This is a genomic window from Paenibacillus sp. OAS669 (genome assembly GCF_014873645.1).
GTDB classification, from domain to species: domain Bacteria; phylum Bacillota; class Bacilli; order Paenibacillales; family NBRC-103111; genus Paenibacillus_S; species Paenibacillus_S vulneris.
On sequence record NZ_JADBDR010000008.1, the window covers coordinates 54,504 to 74,038 of the forward strand.

Consider the following 19,535-nt stretch of genomic DNA (forward strand, 5'->3'; position numbering starts at 1 on the left):
CCACGATTCTAAAGCGTTCAAGGAAAGGAGCTTATCGTATGAACGGCAACCTTTACACCAATCTTGATCCTACCGGAACCGTCCACGCTCATACCGGCCGCATTCATTCCATTGAAACGTTCGGAACCGTCGACGGCCCGGGCATACGCTTCGTGCTGTTCATGCAGGGCTGCGCGCTGCAGTGCCAATACTGCCATAACCCGGATACATGGGACCCCGGCAAAGGCCGGATCGTCCTGGTAGACGATATACTAAGCGAGCTGGAGCCCTATCTGGAATATTATCGGCGCTCTGGAGGGGGAATCACGGTCACCGGCGGGGAGCCGACCTTGCAAGCTCCGTTCGTTACCGCCTTGTTCACCGAAATCAAACGGCGATGGGGCCTGCATACAGCCCTCGATTCCTCCGGCTTCTGTGAGCCCGATCATGTCCGGGAGCTGCTGGAAGTGACAGATTTGGTGCTGCTCGATTTAAAGCACATTGACCCGGTGAAGCACACGGCGCTGACGAGCCAATCCAACGAACGGATGCTGCGCTTTGCCAGGCTGTTATCCGAGCAGGGCAAGCCAGTCTGGATACGCCATGTGCTCGTACCTGGCATAACGGATGGCGGAGACGATCTGATGAAGCTCGGCGCTTTCATCGGAGAACTGACCAACGTCAAGAAGCTGGAGCTGCTGCCTTATCACCGGATGGGGGTATACAAGTGGCAGCAGCTGAACAAGACGTACCCGCTGGAAGGGGTAGCGGAACCGACCGAGAGGGAGGTGGAGCGGGCCAGGCAGCTGATCGGGTTGGGGAGGGCTCAATCCGCAGGTTCGGTCTAACCATCTTTAGGTCCTTATAGTAACCAATACGGGGCTGCCGGACATCGGCGGCCTTATTATTTTGGTGAAATTTTCCAATGAAAAATTTGAAGCTAAACGAGGACGAGGCACGCAGTTGACCAGCGCCTCGTTTTCTTTTTATGCAGCCGGAACGATTTGATTAATTTTTGGTAAATTTTAAAATGCGTAAAAACCTAGTTTCTATTGTAGCGTCTAACTTGTAGCAGCTTTAAACCAAGGGAGGCTTTATATGCATGGGTAGAGTAAGATCTGGGAAAGGGATCTTGGCGGTTATAGTATCGTTTGGGCTGCTATTCAGCTGCACTGCCGAGCTTGAGGGTGCAGCACCCCCTAATTCCCTGGCTTATCAAAAGCAGGGGCGATCGGTATTGCCACCGGTGATTTCATTGTTGGAAAATACGTATCTGTATCCGGAGCCGGATGAATCGGTTGAGCCTTGGGCGGCGCTTACTCCACAAGATGTGAGCACAGTTGAAGAGGACATGGACCCTTCTTATCTTGAGGCGGATCATCAAGGGAAGGTGTGGATTAAGATTAAGACCACATGGCTGGGCGATCTATGGGTCCATCTTGACCAGGAAAAGGTTGGTATATTGAAGCCTGTGGATACCTATCTCGCTTTGTTATGGGATGCGCGGCTCTACTCCGAGCCGACCAGATCCGCAATGACCGAGGCTGTATTATCTCCGCAAACCGTGCATGCGAATGCGGTATTTGAATCCCCATTCGCTATGTATTCTTCATCCTACCGCATCGAAACTTCTTGGCTAGGAGACCAGTGGATTGTAGCTAATCCTCATTATCTCCGTGTCGAAGTGCTGAATTCGGAGCTTGATCTGCCTACCGAAACCTTATATATGGATGAGTATGATACGGGGAACCGGCTGCAGCGGCCATCCGATGCCAGATTTATTCCAGCGCAAAAAGTATTTGCCATGGAAAAGACCGACAACGGAGTATACCATGTGCGCGGCCAAAACGGCAGCATCTTTTGGGTAAACCCGCAATTTGCACAGCCCGTAGGTGTAAAGAAAATAGATGAAACCTTAGAGCTGACAAAAAATACGGAACAGCATCTGTTTCCAACCATGCCATTTCCCGCCTTTGGACTTATTAGCCCGCAAAAGGTAAAGGCTTTCGAGCAATGGGACGATCCGCAAGGCAATCGGTGGTACCGAATTCACAGTTGGAGCGGTGAGATGTGGATACAACCCTGATCCTTAAGCTAAACAAGGATTAGCTAGCAAATACCAGCATATGGTATTATCTATATTGTTCTATATGGTTTTAGGAGGTACAAAGTGTTGCTGAAAATAATAAATAATATTTTTCGGTTCATTATAATTGGTATTTCCTCCTATATTTTGATGACAAAAAGCTTTGAACTGACACCCTATTTAATGTTATTTCTAGCGTTGTCGTTATTGGCTTCGGGATTATCCGAAGTTATAAGCAACAGAAAACGAACTTGGGGTTATACAACCATCATTGTATCTTTATTTATCTTTTTTGTTAGTTTACAAAGTTTTATATTGAAGTAAGGGTTATTACTCCTATTTAACATGCGACGCGGCTGCCGGCATAACATCAACGGTCATGTCGCGCTACTATAGTCAAAGGCGGGATAAAGATGTTGAATGAGTTAGAACAATTACCAGAACCGGCAAGCTTAAAAAAGCTAATGGCCGTTCAAGCAGCTTTAAATACGATTCTTTGTGAGACGGAATGGCTTCGTTATCATAGCTTTGTTCAGGAATGGGATGAAGGAGTTTCTATGGCCAAAATACGTAATGGGGCAGGGGACCACCTTATCATGCTGTTTTCCTCCGATGGCTGTATCCTAAAGGGATTTGACCATGAATCCCAGCTAAGTCCCTATGCGCAAGATGAACATAAGGTATGGCCGGGCATCTATGATAACGTTCCGAACGAATTACTCTCTCTATTAGAGCATGAAGGAATTGAAAAAGAAGATGTGACTTTCTGTATATGGCGTAAAAATAGTGATCCAACCTGGCAGAAAGGTAAGGTTAAGCTGCCGAATGGAGCAGATGATGGCTCTTCATTTTTATTAGGAACGATTTACCAGACACCGGAAGATTTCGTACAATTTGCGGAAGATTATTTTGAACTGGAGCTGCCTATAGAGGTTGTTGAACAAGTTTATGAGGGTGTCCCCGTTACTGTCGAGATGATACAAAGGCTGAACCCTGACTGTGCTGCAGAGGAAGTTTATCGGGAGTTGGAATCATTGGGATTTATATAAAAACCGGATAAGTAATTAAACTGCCCGGCAATATCAACACGAAAGCCACTAATATAAAATGACACTTCCTTAATGCTCGAGGGCATTAAGGAAGCTGATTCACCAGTAGTACTATTCATCAAGAACGTAAGACTGTAATATCCCCCCTCAAATTTATTACCTACCGCCTTTTGTCGGGAATCGTCAGGATTGTCATTACCACCCTTGACTTCCCGCCATTCAAATTTTTCAGCCCAACATATTAGACCTTGTAATGGAACCGCGAAGCTCCTGAACATCCAGCATCGGCGGACGTCCGTACATACGGGCATACTCCCGGCTGAACTGGGACGGGCTCTCGTAGCCTACGCGGAAGGCTGCATCGGAAGCCTGCAAGGTTTCCGTCAGCATTAGGCGCCGGGCTTCCTGCAGACGAACCGTTTTCTGGTATTGCAGCGGGCTCATCGCCGTGACGAGCTTGAAATGCTTATGAAACGCCGACGTGCTCATATTTACGGATTTTGCAAGCTGCTCGACCAACAGCGGGCGATCGTATTCCCGGTTAATCAACTGAATCGCTTGAGCAATACTGTGAGAATGGCTGCCGATAATCGCGAATTGGCGAAGAAGATCGCCTTGTTCGCCTTGAAGCACCCGGTACACAATTTCCCGGATGATGAGCGGCGCCAGAATCGTGACGTCCTCGGGATCGTTTAGCAGCTGCATGAGCCGCACGATGGCATCGAGTAATGCAGTTGATGTTTGATTCACGGTGATGCCGCGCGAGGCTTCAGCAGGGACGATGGCGGGTCGGTTCGTCTCTTTCACGATATCCAGAATGACGTCGGCGTCGAAGCTCAGCTTCAAGCTCAGATACGGGACCTCGGGCGAAGCTTCGATAATTCTCCCGATAATCGGCAGCTCGACGGAAGTGACCAGATATGTCGATGGATCATACCGGTAAGTCTCATCGGCTAATGAGGCTGTCTTCGCTCCTTGCGCCACGACGCATATGGATGGCTTATATATGGATTCCAGCGGTTCTGACAACTGTGTGGCATGCATCAGCGACAAAGAAGGCACAGACGTCCGATGTATGCCGCTAGACGGAGCATGACGGCGGATCAAGAGCGCCAATTGCTGCAAAGCCAGCTCCTTGCGCAGGGATTCATCCATGGTTGTAAGTTCCTTTCCAAAAGGGATTTATGTTTATTTACATCATAACGGGATAAAAGAGAAATAGGCAAGGATTGAATAGGGATGTTCTAACGGGGTAAAACAAATATTCCCTATAATAAGCTTACAAGGTCGAACACGGCGTAAAACCGAACGGCCGCAATGAAAAAATAAAGGAGAGAATGAAAATGAATTTGAATGGAAAAGTAGCTATCGTCACTGGGGCATCACGGGGTATCGGGCGTCAGGTCGCCATCCAATTGGCACGATCCGGAGCGAAGGTGGTTGTCAATTATACCTCGAATCAAGAAAAAGCGAATGAGGTTGTAAAGACGATTGAGCAATCCGGCGGTGAAGCGGCCGCGATCCGTGCCGATGTAAGTAAAGTGAAAGAAGTGGAAAGCCTCTTCTTGGAAACGATCGAGCGTTTTGGACGATTGGACATATTGGTCAATAATGCCGGCATTATGGAGCGTATGCCTATCTCCGATGTGACGGAGGAAATGTTTGATCAAAATTTTGCGGTCAACGTAAAAGGCACTTATTTCGCTTGCCAGCAAGCCATGAAGCATATGGCAAAGGGCGGCACGATCATCAACTTCTCGACCTCTGTAGCTGGCGCTATGCTTCCAGAGTATAGCATCTACGCTGCAACGAAAGGGGCGGTTGAACAGCTGACCCGTCAATTGGCCAAGGAATTCGGCCCCAAAGATATCGTCATCAATTGCATTGCGCCCGGGCAAGTAGCAACCGAGTTGTTCTTGAACGGCAAATCGCCGGAGCTGGTTGATTCGTACCGCCGAATGAACGCGTTCGGACGGCTTGGTGAGCCCGAGGACATTGCCAACGCGGTCGAACTGCTTGTCAGCGACAAGGCTCGTTGGATTACAGGACAGACGATTCGTTCAAACGGCGGGTTCAATTAAATCTATGAAAAAACAACTAACGGGAGCATGCCAATGGCTTGCTCCCGTATTTTTTGGTGCGTCTATTGGGACCGAGACCTATGGGATACTATACTAGCAATGCGAACCATCACATCCCGTTTTCGCCGCCAGGTCTAATAATCTCTAACCGCGTCGAAGGCAGCATAAAGCTCCTCTATATCAATACTCACCCCGGCCTCTGTCAGCCTGCCGGCTGCCGAATTCAGCAGCTCTGATAAGACTGTGTATATTTCTTCCCTTTCTACGGTTTCGATAAAGCCCTGACGGCGGTCCATTCGATTAAAGGCCTCCGCATATTGTCGGACGATGGCATTCAATTGGGCTTGTACTTCCGAAGCCTCGGATTCATCTAGGGCCCGGCGGACCAAAGCATGAATCTCGGCCGATGTCTTTTTGTACAAAGCAGCCGCTTTTTTGGCATTCGCCGATGTGATATGTTCGCGGCCGTCCCAATCCCTAAACGGATTATCCAAATTCTCAGCCAGCCACTCCGGTTTGCGCGGCTTCGTAATGGAGAGATCCAATCCGATAGCGACCTCTTTCTTGAAGCGGGCTTTTATGGACTTGGCTGCATCTGCAGGTAAGCTCGACATCCAGAGCCATGTCAATTGAGGAAGCTGCTCCGGATGAGGAAATTCCTCCGGCGTAAATCCGAACAGGTCGGAGGTGCTGAAGGTTTGCAGCTTGGGCAGAGCGGCTATGCTGCCTATATTGGCTATGACCCCGGGCTTACCCCATAGACGGAGCTCCTGAAGCATGGGATAGCTGTGAATGACAGGAAGCAGGTCCAATTCGGTAATACCCGTAAGATGCAATCCCTTCAATCGATCCAGTCCGCAATGAAGCGGAGGTTTGGAAGTGAATGAAGCATGAATCCATCTTCCTTGGTCCTCGGCTATGATCTGCAGCTTGGGCGATATCGGTCCCCATAGAGATAGTGTGGACAGCTCCGGGTTTAGAACCAATCTTTCGAGTCCTCCTGCGTAGACGGATAGCCGCTGCAGGTGCGTATCACGCAAATCGAGAGAGGTACAGCTATGTTCTCCCAATTGGAGCTCTATAACAAAAGGATGATGTCTTAAATAAGGGAGCAGCCCATCATAAAGGCGGCTGGCTTGAATTTGGGTCAGACAAGGGAGCTTGCTAAGCTCGCTCATGTCCGTCAAGTTATCAAGAATGGATTCATGGATTCTGCTGGTGGAACGCCGGACTTGATGTCCTTCCAGCTCAACCATGGTATCCTCCCGGGACGCAGCTTTAAATTGCTCTCGAAGCCGTTCCGGGATTTGCTCCCATTGGCGCTGCCGATAAACGCTTCCTCCCGTAGACCATCCGCTGTAGCTGTTAGGTTCTTCCGTAATCAGTGGAGGAATAGTTCCCGTGAAAAGGTAATTTTTCGGTACATTGGCATCCACATAGCTATGATCCAGACGGTTGTCCCAAAACAAATAATTGCAGCGAAGCGGCCGCATTGCTTGCAGCTCGGTTTCGCTCGGCAGGCTTTCCCCGGTCCAATCAAGCTCTACTATGGATATAAGCCCATGGGAACGGCTGGATGAGCTATCTTTAAGCCCGGTGACCTGACATGCGGCATATTGCTGAAGCTTATCGACATAGACGCAATAGATGTCGCCTATAGCAGGTTTCATGAGGAGTGCTCCTTTCCGGTCGCGAAGGGTAGGTTATTGGATAAGTATACCAAATCCCCGCAGAGTCTAGCATCCTGAAATCGGCAATACCCGGTACGGTATCTACTGTATCACTAGAGTTAAGTTCTATTATTGAGAACAAATAAAGCTGGCTCACCCTAGGTGTGAACCAGCCTTTTGCATGTCATGTAAAATTATTGCCGGGGAAATTGTACAACCCGATAATCGAATGCCCCCAGCTCCAGCGTACCCGGCTGGATGATGTCCTGTGTCAACGCATCTGTAGCTTGTACAGGAATTGTAACCGTTCCTCCATTACCATTCATATTGACAACGACCCACAGATCGTGAGTGTCTGTATGTCTCGGTGCCACAATGGTGCCAGGGGTCACATCGGTTCTCAGCGTGACGCCGGCTTCTGCCGCATAGTGATCGATGAGCTTGCGCAGCAGAAGGTCGCCTTCCTCTCCTGTCGGCATGGAGCCGAGCATAACGATTTTGCCTTTGCCGCAGCGGTGCTCGGTAATAAAGGCTTTGCCCGGCGTCAGCCCTTGCTCCAGTAGGCCTACGGCGCTAGCGTCCTTCGGTTCGAATACCGAGCTCCACATGCTCAGCGGTGCGGACACGCCGAAGGCGCTTCCGAGCGTTGTGGTGCCTTCCATCGGGTACGTAAACAGCGTTTCCACTCCCGCTAATTGCTCGAGCCCCAGGCTCAGTGCAGCATCGGTATGTACCGTGTGGTTTTCGGTTCTACCTCCTGTCAGCGGTCCGATAACCCAGATGCCGCCGCGCTCCACAAGCGCCTTGGCACGTTTCCTGTAGTCCGACGAGACATAATGGAGGAACGGAGTGAAGAGCAGCTTGTAGCCGTCGAGGTCGGCTCCTTCCGGGGTCAGATCACGGTGGATTCCCATGTCAACGAAACGCTCGTAGAATGAAGTCACCAAACCGCGATGGTTCAGCTTGCGGTGAGGCTCCGTCTTAAGGAACGCTTTGGAACGGTCTGAATACGTGATTGCAACCTCGGCTTGGGTAGGGCGCGATGCAACTATGACAGGCTCAATCCGCTTGCGGGCCTGCTCCACCTCCAATACGCTCTGGTAGCCTACCGTCGGCTTGCCCCAGGCGCTAATGACCGAGCCGTGAGGCTGCTCGCAGCCTGCCCGCTGCTGGCGCCACAGCCAGTAGCAGAAGGCCTCCGCGCCAAGCGCATAAGCGGCCACCGCTTCAGAGCGCAAGTAGCCGTTCGGATGGGGCTTGGCATAGCTTTCCAGAGAAGCGCTGAACGAGGTGCTCGTTTCCATAATCCAGAAATCTTTGCCCTGCTTGAAGTTGCGGAACAGATCGCAGTTGATCAAATACCCGGGCATATTATCGAAATTTGCATACGTATCGAACGAGGCAAAATCCAGATTTTTAAACAGACGCTCGTTATCTACATGAAAGGCTACACTGCTGTTATGAGTGATAGGCGCTTTCGAATAGTTGCGGATAATGGCCGCCTGCTCGTCCGAAAACTCGGCGATTTTTTCGTAGGAGAACAGCTGATACATCGTTCTTAAGGAAGAGTTATGCAGAAAAGGCGCGGCTCCGGGCTGCGGCACCTGATCGAAGCGGTGATAATATTCGCTCCAAATGTCCGTACCCCAAGCCTCATTCAGCCTCTCGACCGTGCCATAACGGTCCTGGAGCCATTGATGCCACAAGCCTTTGCAGGTTTCACACATACATTCAGCTACATGAGCCTTGAACTCGTTATCGATCTGCCAGCCGATGACTCCCGGCAGCGGGCCAATCGCTTTGGCGATATGCTCCGTGATGATGGCCGCTCTTTTTCTGAAATAAGCGTTGTTGGTGCAAGCATGCTGTCTGGAGCCATGGCCCATCACCGTGCCGTTCTCATCGACATACATCCGCTCCGGATGCCCGTGGGTGAACCAAATCGGCGGCGTCGGAGTCGGGGTGCACATGACAGTTTGAATGCCGTTGGCGTGCAGTTGATTGATTACATCGACGAAGAAGCTGATATCGATGTTATCCTCCTCAGGCTCCATTCGGGACCAGGCGAACTCCCCGATCCGTGCTACATTAATACCTGCTTCCTTCATAAGCTGAATATCCTGAGCGATTACGTCGGAACTCCACAATTCCGGATAAAAAGCGGCTCCATGGTACAATCGTTTTTCCATTTTTTTCATCTCTCCAGCCCTCAATAAATAACTCGCATTACACGATTTTATTCATCTTATAAGAATACGGGCGGCCCTTCAATTGCAGATTCTTGATAACCCCTCCCAATTTCCTTACACATTATTGATTTGTTTGCACTTTTTTGAAAATCAGAGGTTTAGCAGGGGTTATTCCGTCATTTCTTCCGTTACATGCGATATGCCGCTTTGATGAATTGCAGGTATGGCGAGAATAAGTTAAATCCGGCTGATGGTATGACATCCGAATTGGGCTAGAATGAAGCTAAACGGTATGAAGAAAGCAGCTGTTTCCCGAGGAGGTTGATTCTTTGCTTCATGCAAGCAGGCTCTTTTACAAATGCCTTAGTCTTTGTTTTATTTGCAGCACAACATTGGCTATCGCGGAATTGTTGACAGGGAAAGATTCATTCTGGAGATCAAGCATATTGATCTCAGGCTGCTTGGCATCGATGATGATGGGACTTCTTTTTATGCAGAAGCGCATGAATGAGAAGGTGCCCTGCACACGGAAGCAAGAGGAAGGCAAACCCGATACCGTAATGGCGGAGCAGCTGCGGTATTTGACGGACATGAAACAACGGCTGGAGCAGCAATTGGACGACCAGGCAGCGCAGCTGAACCGGTATTTTTTGAAGCAGCTGTTTCTTGGGGGCTACACGCAGCCGGAGCTGCAAACCCGTCTTGCCGCCATCGGCGGTGCTCCTGACCGGCAGAATCCGCTGGCTGTAATGACGTATCGTATCGAGTCGCTGGAGCATACCCGTTTTTCAGAGAATGACAGGGAGCTGCTCTTATTCGCTATCCGTAATGTGATAGAGGAGCTGATTCCTTCATCCTCTCGTCTGACGCCGGTCTCCATCGAAGAGAAGATCGTGCTTTTGGCCGCGGGCCGGGATCAGGATCATGCGGCATTCAGGGCCATGTTAGACACCTGGGTCGATAGGGTCCGGACGGCGGTATCCGAGTATTTATCACTTACTATCAGCGTCGGGGTCAGCTCGGTCTTTGTCGACCGGATGTATATCCCGGCAGCTTACCAAGAAAGTCTGGAAGCATTTAAATACCGGATATGGACACATTCCCAACCGGTTTATTACTATGAGCATACTTTGGCGGAATCCGCAGGAGGTTACCCGCTCCCTCATGAATTGGAGCAAGAGTGGCTGGAAGCCGTTAAGCATTGTGAGATCGAAAGAGCGGATAACCTGCTTCATCAGGTTGTTAAGGAAATAGTTCGCAATGCAGGCAGCCCGCAAATGCTGGAGCTGTCGATGGTCCGTTTGCTGTTTGCTTTTATGGAGCATATGCGGCAATGGGGGATTTTGTATGACGTTTGGCAGAACAGCCGGACATCCTTGATTCAGCAAGTCATAAAGCTTCAATCCGAGGCGGAGATAGAATGTTGGTTTAAGCAAGTCCTGATGGACCCATGTCTGACTACACTAGAGGGAAACATGAAATCCTATAAAAAAAATCTGCTCGATCAGATCGTAACCATGATTCGCGAGGAATACGATACCGATCTGTCGCTTGAAACCGTAGCTGCCAGGCTGCATTACAATCCCAATTATTTAAGCGGCTTGTTTAATAAAGAAATGAACATTACGTTCAGCGAATATTTGGCCAAACAGCGGCATGAGATGGCGCGGAAATGGCTGATTGAAACAGGTCTGCCGGTCAAGGAAATCGCGTATAAGCTGCAGTATAAAAACTCTCAGAATTTCATTCGTTCCTTCCGCAAAGGGCAAGGGATGACACCAGGCGAATTCCGAATGAAATACGGGAGAAAGCCGCTGTTCGAAGAGATGGGCTATCTTGCGGAACGAACCAGTGAGCCTGTGTTCGAATAGTCTGGTTGAACTCCTTGCATGATCATAGGCCTCATAAAATAATCACCAGATCAGCTTGCACCATCAGGTATAGATAAGCTGATAGACCGTAATCCTCCTCTCTCTTATTCTGATGTTGAAGGTTCAGATGGAGCTTCAAGAACAAGATCAGGAGGGGTTCATATGAACGCGGGGAAGGATAGAGCGAGAAGAAGAACGACCTTATCTATTCTATGGCTGGCGATGCTATCCTTGATGGTTTCTGCCTGCGGAGGAGGCGGGACAACCGGAAGTGCGACAGGAAACGGCGGCACGGACGGCGGCAATAAGGAGGAGAAGACCCCATCGCTGGCGCCGGAGAAGGCCGATTTGACGATTACGTCCAGCGGTGCGCTGAGCGAAGAATCCTTTGAAGCGAACTACGGGAAATATTTGAAAGCGAAATTCCCAAACTACACGTTCAAATATATCAAGAAGGGCACCGGCAGCCTGATAACAGACCTGATCACGGCGGGAACGCCTATCGATATCATTTACGAAAGCTCCGGCAACATCTTTGACGGGCTGATCAATCCCGGGCTGGCCATGGACATTACGGATAAAATCAAACAGCACAATATCGACCTGAGCCGGTTTGATCAGGGCCCCATCGATGTTATGCGCCAGCTGGCCAAAGGCGGAATCTATGGACTGCCTGTCAACGATATGACGATGGTGACCTATTATAATAAGGACATATTCGATCGTTTCGGGGAAGCTTACCCGAAGGACGGGATGACCTGGGAAGAAACGCTGGAAATAGCCAAGAGATTAACAAGGACGGATAACGGTAAGACGTACTTGGGCTTAGTCGTATCCCCGCTGCATTATATCCGCCTTAACCAGCTTTCTGTCGGTGCGGTAGAACCGAAGACCGAGAAGTCTCTCGCTCAAGACGAACGTTGGAAACGAATCTATCAGGGGATTTATAAGGCCGAAGGCGATATGCCGGACTATAAAAAATACGTTGCCTCCAACTCGAACAAAATGCCTTATAAGAACGAATTCTATAAAGAAAAGAACCTGGCGATGTTCGTCTACCTATCCGACCTGTATTCGGCCAATACGAACGAGCTCGATCAAATGAACTGGGGGATGGTATCCTCCCCGGTGTTCAAGGATGCCCCGCGAACGGGACCGCAATCGTACCCGACCTTCTGGAATATCGCCTCTATTTCCAAGCAGCAGGATGCAGCTATGGAGGTCATCAAATATTTGACATCGGATGAATTCCAAATGATTGTATCCAAGCGCGGCGAAATGACCTCGTTGAAAAACGAACAAGTTCGCAAGGCTATGGGGGAGGATTTGAAGGGGAAAAACATTCACTTCCAATCGACTTATTTCCTGACACCCGCCGCAAGCTCACCGCGCAGTCCGCTGGAGCCGCTGGCCCAGAAGCCCCTGGAAGCAGCCATCGCCGAGGTCGCTACCGATGCTGCCGATTTGAACTCAGCCCTGCGCAAGGCGGAAGAAACGGCCAATAAAGCGATTGAGGCCGAGAAGAAAAAATAAGCTAGTTGGCATGAGATATTAGAGCGTTTCGGAACGATATTTCCGGGCGCTTTTTTGCCGTTTGGTTATAAAGTTAAATTCGGACTATGGATTGTAATGGGACGGTATCCCAAGATAGAAAGAGAAATGCATAAAGAGATTTTTATCCTGATAGATTCGTTGTATGATAGAAAAGGAGACGCTTTTGTCGATTGCAGTGCCCTATGCATTGCTGTATAATGAACCGAGAATTCTAAAGCAGTTTAATATAGAAAACAATGATGAAAAAAAAGTGGCTTTAGTCTCATGAACATCGAATATTTCCTAGTTCTGGAGTTGTAATACGGGAGTCATGCACTTGTATTGCATTCCATCGTTCTTTTAAAGATAAAGCGGTTTCATCAAGGAATAGCAGCTGGAGCCGCCAGATTGCTTAACAGGAGGGAATCGTCAAATGCCGAAATATTTGGTGCGTTTGATCAGTTTTACTTTCATAGTCGCGGCGATTCCTGTGATTTCCATTGGCCTTATTTCTTATTTCATAGCTTCGGGCGATATAGAAGATAAAGTCAAGGACGGGAACATGCAGGTATTGCTGCAAACACAGATGAGGGTCGAGCAAGTATTAAAAACGCTGGAGCTTACTTCCCTTCAATTTGTCAATTCGCCGTTAGTCGCTTCGTCTGTCAATGAAAGCTTGAGCTATGATGACTTCGCCAAGCTCCGGGATTTATCCAAAGGATTATACAACCTGCAGACGTTTACAAGCGTCAAAGAGGCTTATTTGATTAATTTCAATATGGATTGGATGGTCAGCTTCTCCACCTTCCGCCGCTTCAGCACTTATCCTGACCGGGATGTGATGACCTCCTACGCCAAGTACCCGAACAGCCTGTTCTGGATTACCCAAAGTCCGAAATCGCAGGACAAGCCTGTTGACGAGGAAGGAAATACTCAGGAAGCGTCTTCACCGCCGGTGATCCGGATGGTATATAAAATTCCGGTCATTCCGATGACGAACCAGCCCAAAGGACTTCTTGTCGTAGAAATTTTGAACAGCCAGTTCAAGAACCTTTTGATGAATAACAAGAAGCTGGGCGATGTCTATGTGCTGGACCGGGAGGGTCATAATTTCCTGCTGGAGGATAACGAGGTCGATAACAGCCAGGGGATTCAGACGCTGGTTGCCGACAGAATCCGTGAAACCCAGGAGGATTCCGGCTTTTTTAACGCTTATGTTAACGACCAGGAGCTCGGCATTACGTACCGTTCCTCTCCTTATAACGGATGGACTTATATATCAGCTGTTTCCATTCAGGATATAACGAAGCAGTCGAAGAAAATTGCATGGGTTACCTTTATCGCATGCACGGTTATTTTTGTCCTGGTCGGCATTCTTGCTTTTTATGGAAGCAGACGCATGTACTCTCCTATCAAAAGGTTGTTTGAGTTCACCAAGCAGGTCGAGGTAGAGGAAAGCGGGCCAAAGGACGAATTCAGCCGGATCGAGGAACGGTTCCGAACGCTATTCAGCACGGAGAAGCAGCTGCAGCAGCAGGTGAGGGGCCAGTTCAGCCAATTAAAGGAGTTTCTTGTACTGAAGCTGTTCACGGGGCAAATCTCGGACAGCGACTTTGCCTACCGGTCGCAAAAATTCGGTTTTCCTACGGAATGGAGCTGTCTCGGCGTTCTGACGGTGCAGATCGATACGCTGCAGGAGAGCCGATACCGGGATCATGATAAGGAGCTATTGCTGTTTGCGATTAACAATATGGTCGGAGAGCTCATTCCACAGCAGGATAGATTCAGCCCGGTGCTGCTGGATCAATCCCAAGTAACCTTGCTTGTGTGCCGGTCCGACAATGAGGCCGAACGCAAGGCGTATTTTTTCCAAACGGCTGAGATGATCAAACAAAAAATCCATGAGTTTTTGCAGCTGCCTGTCAGCATTGGAATAAGCCGCCCGTTTGACAAGGTGACGGAATCGGTCCTCGCTTATGGGGAATGTCTGGAGGCGTTAAAATGCAGAATCAGCCTGGGGCAGGAAATCATTGTCCATTACGAGGATATTGACGCCGGCCGGAAAGAGCTGGAGATCACGGTCTATACCCAATTGAAGCTTCTGGAGGATCAGATGATCAACTCGCTGAAGCTGGGTGAGCTGGACCGGGTCGATATGGTGTTCGAGAAATATATTGCGGCCATCGTAGAGAAGGACATTCATTTCAACGAATATCCCGCGTTAATGATGCAGCTCATCTCCAAGGCATACCAGCTGGTGCAGGAGCAGGGAGGCGCCGTGAAAAAGGTGCTCGGCAGCAAAGCGACCATAGACCATTTCCTCAAGCTCAATACGCTGGAGGATATTATGAAATGGTTCAAGACGGAGCTGTTCGAGCCGATCGTCGGGTTCCTGAACCATCAAGCCGAATCGCAATATGTGAACATCGCCAACCAAATGGTGAAGCTGGTGCATGAACGGTTCGACCAGGATATTTCCCTTGAAGCGTGCGCTTCGATCTTGAATTTCCATCCGGTTTATTTAAGCAGGGTGTTCAAGAAGGAGATGGGCATCAACTTCAGCGAATATTTGGCGGACTATCGGATGAACATGGCCAAGACGTGGCTGGAAAATACGAGCTTGAAGATCTCGGAGATAGCGGAAAAGCTGAATTATACGAATACGACCGCCTTCATCCGGACGTTCCGCAAAATCGTCGGCATGACGCCGGGACAATACCGCGAGCAGTACAATAAAGACAATTCTTGATGGGTAGAATCAATGGAGAGGGCTGGCCCTGCAGTGCATCGATGATGACAAGGGACAGCCTTTTTCCCACAATAGGCTTGGGGGGCTGCCCAAAGTACAGCTAAATCTAATCCAATTCACGGGTTTCAATAGCGGCTGGAGGGGCTTTACCCCACCTTAGTATATTGGCAATAGTTCAAGCACTACAGATTTCTCGACAAACTCACCCCACATTAGGGGTTATTTTAACCACTGTACGAATGTTAAATGGAGGTCCATGGTAATGAAGAGCAGGAATCGGACGGTATCTTGGTTGGCTCTGCTAATGGTCATTGGATTGACGGCAGGATGCAGCGGCGGCAATACGGGAGCAACGGATTTGCCGAAGAAAGAGACCGACAGCAATGCTCCCTTTACGATCACAATGGCGACGGCACAGGTTGGAGATGTCCCCGACAAAGACAATGAAGTGAAGCTGGCTCTGGAGCAATATACGAATACCAAATTGGATATTCAATGGATACCGACTGCCGCTTATGACGATAAAGTCAATATCATGATGGCATCCAATGAAATGCCGATGATGCTCAGGGTCAAATATATCCCTACAGCGATCAGTGCCATGAGGTCCGGTCTGTTCTGGGAGATCGGTCCTTATTTGAAGGATTATAAAAATTTGTCTGCGCTGGATGCCCAATTTTATGAAAATATCACGGTAGACGGGAAATTGTACGGCCTTCCTATTTATCGGGATATCGCGCGAAGTGCCGTCATTTACCGCAAGGATTGGCTGGATACGCTGGGATTGAAGCCTCCGACGACGCCGGAGGAATGGTACAACGTTTTCAAAGCGGTAGCCACAGGAGACCCGGACAAGGACGGCAAGGCGGATACGTACGGCATGATCCTGCCCAAAAAATACAACGACGGTTCGGCGGCCGTCACAACCCGCATCGCAACTAGCTTCGGCGCTCCGAATAAATGGGGTGTCGACGCGAACGGCAAATTTACTCCGGAGTTTATGACCAAGGAGTTTATGGACATGCTGCGGCTGTTCAGAAGAGCTTACAGTGAAAAGCTCATTAATCAGGATTTTGCTATACTCGACGATGCCGAGGTGGAGAAGGCTTATGACACAGGGAAAGGCGCGATTCGGGTTGCCGTCTCCTCCAACGCCAAGAGCATGCAGGATCGCCTCGTAAAGAACAATCCCAACGGGCAGTTTGACGTTATGCCGCCGACAGGTCCTTCAGGGGTTCGGGTAGCGGGAGAAGTAGGCAACAACGGGCTCTACGTCATTCCGAAGTCAGCGGTCAAAACGGAAGCCGATTTGAAGCGCATTCTGGCTTTTGCCGATAAGCTGCTGGATGAACCGATGTCCACCTTGCAGCTGCGCGGGGTGGAGAACAAGCATTTCGTCAAAACCGGCGACGGCAAGACGGAGATGAAGGATTTTACGGCATTCCAGAAGGAAGTGAAGCCTTACCGCGACATCCTGTTTAATTACGAAGGCTATAACGTGCTTCCTCTGAAGGACACCGAGCTTGGGGAGAAGGGAGCCAAAATCTCCAAGGACAATTTGAAGTGGGCTGTGCCTAACCCTGCTCTAAGCCTGGACTCAGCGACCTATAACGAGAAAGGGAAGGAGCTTGAGCTGCTGATGATGGATGCGGAAACCAAGTATATCATGGGCAAGATAGATGATGCGGGGTTTCAGGCGGAAATCGATAAATGGCGCAAAGCGGGCGGAGATCTGATGATCAAGGAGTATGAAGAGGCCTATGCTGCAGCGAAGGGCAAGTCATAATGAATAAGGCCGGCGGGAGGGGCGCGATTGAAACTGAAACGAAGGACAGCTATATTCAGCGCAGCGGTGTTAACGACCGGGATTTTATCCGGATGCGGAGATAGCGGCACCAGCCGCGGGAGCAACAAATCCGCTGAGCTTCCATTCAACATTTCCATGGCGTTAATGCAGGTCGGGGATCTTCCTGACAAGGGCAATGAGATCGAGCAGGCTATCGAAAAGTATACGAATACGAAGCTGGATATTCAATGGATTCCGCAATCCGCCTTCGATGATAAGGTAAACGTCATGATCGCGGCTAATGAAATGCCCAAAATCATGAAGCTCAATTATGTTCCGACGACCATCAGCGCCATTCAATCCGGCTTGTTCTGGGAGATCGGCCCTTTTCTCAAAGACTACGGCAATTTATCGGCACAAAATCCGCAGTATTACGAAAATATCTCTGTAGAAGGCAGGATTTACGGGATTCCCAACTTTCGCGATATCGGGCGGGCAGGGATCGTATACCGCAAGGACTGGTTCGATACGCTGGGGCTAAAGCTTCCGACGACCATCGACGAATGGTATAACGTGCTGAAGGCGCTGACGCTGAACGACCCGGACCAGAACGGCAAGCAGGATACTTATGGAACCGTGCTGTTCAAAAAATATAACGAAGGCACTCAGCCTGTACTGACCCGTATTGCGGTAACTCAAGGCGCTCCCAACCGGTGGGGAGTGGAGAATGGGAAGTTCACCCCCGAATTTATGACCAAAGAATATTACGACGTAATGAAAATGTTCCGCAAGCTCTATGAGGAAAAATTAATAAACCAGGACTTTGCGGTGTTCGACGATTCGGAAGCGATCAAGCTGATGGATTCCGGCAAAGTCGGCATGAAGCTGAACGGGGTGTATAACAACGGGAAAAGCTATCAGGATAAGTTAGCAAAGACCGTTCCGGCAGGAGAGTACGATGTGGCTCCTTTTACAGGTCCTGGAGGCATACGTCTGGCGGGAGAACCGGGTAACTTCGGCTTTCTGGCTGTACCAAAATCTTCAGTGAAAACCGAGGAGGAGCTGAAGAAGGTGCTCGCTTTTCTGGACAAGCTGATGGATCCGGAACTGTCGACATTGCAGCTGCGGGGACTGGAAGGCAGACATTACAAGATAGTGGAAGGCGGGAAAACCGTGTTTACCAATTTGAGCGCGTATCAGAGAGAAGTGAAGCCGTACCGGGACAATCTCGTCAATATCGAGGGGTATCATGTGGCAGAACAGAAGGATACGCCGCTGGGTGAAAAAGGAACCCGAATGACTCGCGAGAACATCCGATATGCGATTCCGAATCCTGCGTTAACGCTGACCTCCGCAACGGTATCGGAGCGCGGCAAGGAGCTGGACCAAATGATTTGGGATGCGCAGACCCGATACATTATGGGCAAAATCGATGATGCTGGATGGAAGGCAGAAGTCGATAAATGGCTTCAAGCCGGCGGGGAACAAATCATCAGGGAGTATGAAGCCGCTTATGCCAACGCTGCCAGGAAGTAAACCTGCCCGCTCAATGCGGCCGTAAATGGTTCACTTAAATCGCTTCTCAAAGATAAGAGCCGCCCGGACATTTATCCGTTACGGCTCTCCTCAGGAAGCCGACCAGGTTTTCGCGTTACTCGTTCAAAAGTCTCTTTATATAATTGGGCAAAATGAACGAGGCCCGGAACAGGTCGGGATTTATATATTTCGAATGGGTCCATTGAAGCCGGCTCAAATCCGCTTGAAGCGGGCTCCATTTCTTGGATGCAAGCACGAAACACCAGATTCCGCCCGGAAAGGTAGGGACAGTACAAGTATAGGGAAGGACAATAGGGAACAGCCTTTGCAAGTTTTTTACAGTCCCTTTAAGGATATGGGAGGAGTAGTAAGGGGATCCGGCTTGAAAGACGGCTATGCCTTCTTTCGTCAGGCTGTCGTGCACGTATTGATAAAAGGGAGGCTTATACAGACTTGTTGCGGGGCCATACGGATCTGACCGGTCTATCAGAAGGATATCGTAGACATTGGTTTGTTCCTGAATCCATTTATATCCATCTCGGTATATAAGATGTACTCGCCCGTCTGCATTGTCTTTAGAATCTTGTGTCATCCAGATTTTGCAAGCATCGACAACCCTTTGGTCAATTTCTACCACGTCGATACGTTTCACACTTTCATAACGCATAGCTTCGCGAGCAGGACCGCAGTCTCCGCCACCGATCATAGCTACATTTTCAGGCATCGGACAGGTGGCCAGCGCGATATGGGAAATCATCTCATTATAGATGAAACCGTCTTTCGATGCAATTTGCGGTGTGCCGTCGAGAATCAGCATCCTGCCAAAAGAACGGGTGTCTGCAATGCTTATTTCTTGATAGGAGGACTGCTCGTAGTGCAGGAGCCGATCAATCTTATATCCGACCTCCATACCCAGCTCCGGAATATCATCCCAAAGCCATAGCTCGTCATTTTCCTCCTTCTGATAACCGGTTAATGAACGTTTTTTGTTCGCCATGACGGAGTA

At 49.4% G+C, this 19,535-nt stretch carries 14 protein-coding genes; 10 read left to right on the forward strand and 4 right to left on the reverse strand.

What is annotated here, in order from left to right:
• Positions 1-38: 38 nt before the first annotated feature.
• The 4 genes from pflA (at position 39) to GGC63_RS18485 (ending at position 3,114) form a co-directional block, all read left to right on the forward strand.
• Entirely contained in the window at positions 39-827 is a 789-nt protein-coding gene (gene pflA, locus GGC63_RS18470) for a pyruvate formate-lyase-activating protein (RefSeq protein ID WP_192703552.1), read from the forward strand.
• A gap of 254 nt (positions 828-1,081) precedes the next feature.
• On the forward strand, positions 1,082-2,065 hold the full coding sequence (locus GGC63_RS18475) for a hypothetical protein (RefSeq protein ID WP_192703553.1): 984 nt from the start codon (positions 1,082-1,084) through the stop codon (positions 2,063-2,065).
• 183 nt (positions 2,066-2,248) lie between these two features.
• Positions 2,249-2,389, forward strand: a complete 141-nt coding sequence (locus GGC63_RS34520) for a DUF3953 domain-containing protein (RefSeq protein ID WP_225948335.1) — start codon at positions 2,249-2,251, stop codon at positions 2,387-2,389.
• Between the two features lie 89 nt (positions 2,390-2,478).
• Positions 2,479-3,114: a hypothetical protein gene (locus tag GGC63_RS18485; RefSeq protein WP_192703554.1), complete on the forward strand. Its 636-nt coding sequence runs from the start codon at positions 2,479-2,481 to the stop codon at positions 3,112-3,114.
• A 228-nt stretch (positions 3,115-3,342) separates the two neighbouring features.
• Here GGC63_RS18485 and GGC63_RS18490 read toward each other — a convergent pair whose 3' ends face one another.
• Positions 3,343-4,269: an AraC family transcriptional regulator gene (locus GGC63_RS18490; protein ID WP_192703555.1), complete on the reverse strand. Its 927-nt coding sequence runs from the start codon at positions 4,267-4,269 to the stop codon at positions 3,343-3,345.
• 188 nt (positions 4,270-4,457) lie between these two features.
• Here GGC63_RS18490 and GGC63_RS18495 point away from each other — a divergent pair, with 188 nt between their 5' ends.
• Positions 4,458-5,195 (forward strand): SDR family oxidoreductase, encoded by a 738-nt coding sequence (locus GGC63_RS18495; protein ID WP_079912709.1) that lies wholly within the window; start codon positions 4,458-4,460, stop codon positions 5,193-5,195.
• Positions 5,196-5,329: 134 nt separating this feature from the next.
• Here GGC63_RS18495 and GGC63_RS18500 read toward each other — a convergent pair whose 3' ends face one another.
• Together GGC63_RS18500 and GGC63_RS18505 are read right to left on the reverse strand one after the other, a co-directional pair.
• A complete protein-coding gene (locus GGC63_RS18500) occupies positions 5,330-6,865 on the reverse strand; it encodes a hypothetical protein (RefSeq protein ID WP_192703556.1) in 1,536 nt (511 codons plus the stop codon).
• Positions 6,866-7,059: 194 nt separating this feature from the next.
• Entirely contained in the window at positions 7,060-9,054 is a 1,995-nt protein-coding gene (locus GGC63_RS18505) for a beta-galactosidase (protein ID WP_192703557.1), read from the reverse strand.
• A 446-nt stretch (positions 9,055-9,500) separates the two neighbouring features.
• On the opposite strand from GGC63_RS18505, the gene GGC63_RS18510 reads away from it, so the two are divergent.
• The 5 genes from GGC63_RS18510 to GGC63_RS18530 all read left to right on the forward strand — a co-directional run bounded on the left by GGC63_RS18510 (position 9,501) and on the right by GGC63_RS18530 (position 18,529).
• A complete protein-coding gene (locus GGC63_RS18510; protein ID WP_192703558.1) occupies positions 9,501-10,925 on the forward strand; it encodes a helix-turn-helix domain-containing protein in 1,425 nt (474 codons plus the stop codon).
• A 162-nt stretch (positions 10,926-11,087) separates the two neighbouring features.
• Positions 11,088-12,458 (forward strand): ABC transporter substrate-binding protein, encoded by a 1,371-nt coding sequence (locus GGC63_RS18515; RefSeq protein WP_192703559.1) that lies wholly within the window; start codon positions 11,088-11,090, stop codon positions 12,456-12,458.
• Positions 12,459-12,891: 433 nt separating this feature from the next.
• On the forward strand, positions 12,892-15,207 hold the full coding sequence (locus GGC63_RS18520) for a helix-turn-helix domain-containing protein (protein ID WP_192703560.1): 2,316 nt from the start codon (positions 12,892-12,894) through the stop codon (positions 15,205-15,207).
• A gap of 262 nt (positions 15,208-15,469) precedes the next feature.
• Positions 15,470-16,993: an extracellular solute-binding protein gene (locus tag GGC63_RS18525; RefSeq protein ID WP_192703561.1), complete on the forward strand. Its 1,524-nt coding sequence runs from the start codon at positions 15,470-15,472 to the stop codon at positions 16,991-16,993.
• 27 nt (positions 16,994-17,020) lie between these two features.
• Positions 17,021-18,529, forward strand: coding sequence for an extracellular solute-binding protein (locus tag GGC63_RS18530; protein ID WP_412973876.1), 1,509 nt, complete (start codon positions 17,021-17,023; stop codon positions 18,527-18,529).
• Between the two features lie 115 nt (positions 18,530-18,644).
• Here GGC63_RS18530 and speE read toward each other — a convergent pair whose 3' ends face one another.
• A complete protein-coding gene (speE, locus tag GGC63_RS18535) occupies positions 18,645-19,526 on the reverse strand; it encodes a polyamine aminopropyltransferase (RefSeq protein WP_192703562.1) in 882 nt (293 codons plus the stop codon).
• Positions 19,527-19,535 lie beyond the last annotated feature (9 nt).